The organism is Streptomyces sp. NPDC051172, from assembly GCF_040682555.1.
GTDB lineage: Bacteria > Actinomycetota > Actinomycetes > Streptomycetales > Streptomycetaceae > Streptomyces.
The window spans coordinates 1-1,196 of record NZ_JBFBBE010000403.1 but is presented as its reverse complement, the minus strand read 5'-3'; the positions used below and the strand labels follow the sequence as shown (position 1 = coordinate 1,196).

The window sequence follows — 1,196 nt, the reverse complement described above, 5'->3', positions numbered from 1 at the left end:
GCCGTCCGTGCGCCCCCTCGGGCACCGCGCCGAAGACCGGCTCCCGCGCCGCACGCGCCACCCGGCGCACCGCACTGCTCGGCGCCATGTTCCTCATGGCCACCTCGGCCATCGGCCCCGGCTTCATCACGCAGACCGCCACGTTCACCGTCCAGATGGGCGCCGCGTTCGCGTTCGCCATCCTGGTCTCGATCCTCATCGACATCGCCGTCCAGATGAACGTGTGGCGCGTCATCGGCGTCTCCGGCATGCGCGCCCAGGAGCTGGCGAACAGCGTCCTGCCCGGCCTCGGCTGGGTCCTCGCCGCGCTCGTGTTCCTCGGCGGCATGGTCTTCAACATCGGCAACATCGCCGGCACCGGCCTCGGCGCGAACGCCATGCTCGGCGTCGACCCCCTGATCGGCGGCGCCGGCGCCGCGCTCATCGCGCTGCTGATCTTCCTCTCCCAGCGCGCCGGTGTGGCCCTGGACCGGATCGTGGTGGTGCTCGGCGCCGTCATGATCCTGCTGATGCTGTACGTGGCCATCACCTCCGCCCCGCCCGTGGGCGAGGCCCTGCGCCAGTCCGTGATGCCGGAGAAGGTCGACTTCTTCGTGATCGTCACCCTCGTGGGCGGCACCATCGGCGGGTACATCACCTACGCGGGCGCCCACCGCATGATCGACTCCGGAGTGAAGGGCGTGGACGACGTCCAGGACATCACTCGCAGCTCCGTGGCCTCGATCCTCGTGACCGGCCTGATGCGTGCCCTCCTGTTCCTGGCGATCCTCGGCGTCGTCGCCTCGGGCGCGGTCCTGGCCAAGGACAGCCTGGCCGCCTCCGCCTTCCAGGCCGCCGCCGGCGACATCGGCCTGCGCATGTTCGGCATCGTCCTGTGGGCCGCCGCCGTCACCTCCGTGATCGGCGCGTCGTACACCTCGATCAGCTTCGTCACCCGCTCCACCACGAGCGTCCGCACCCGCAATCTGCTGACGGTCGCCTTCATCGTGGTCTGCACCGCCCTCTACCTGGCCCTGCGCCAGGCCCCGCAGACGCTGCTCGTGTTCGCCGGCGCGTTCAACGGCATGATCCTGCCGGTCGGCTTCGCGGCCCTCCTCTACGTGGCCTGGCGCCGCCGCGACCTGCTGCACGGCTACCGCTACCCCCGGTGGCTGCTCGTGATGGGCGCGCTCGCGTGGCTCGTGTCCGTGTTCATC

Annotated in this window: 1 protein-coding gene; it reads left to right on the top strand. The window is 70.7% G+C overall.

The genetic code is table 11. The features are described from left to right. Positions 1–86: 86 nt before the first annotated feature. On the top strand, positions 87–1,196 hold a 1,110-nt coding region (locus tag AB0N07_RS51465), incomplete at its 3' end, for an NRAMP family divalent metal transporter (RefSeq protein WP_365847955.1).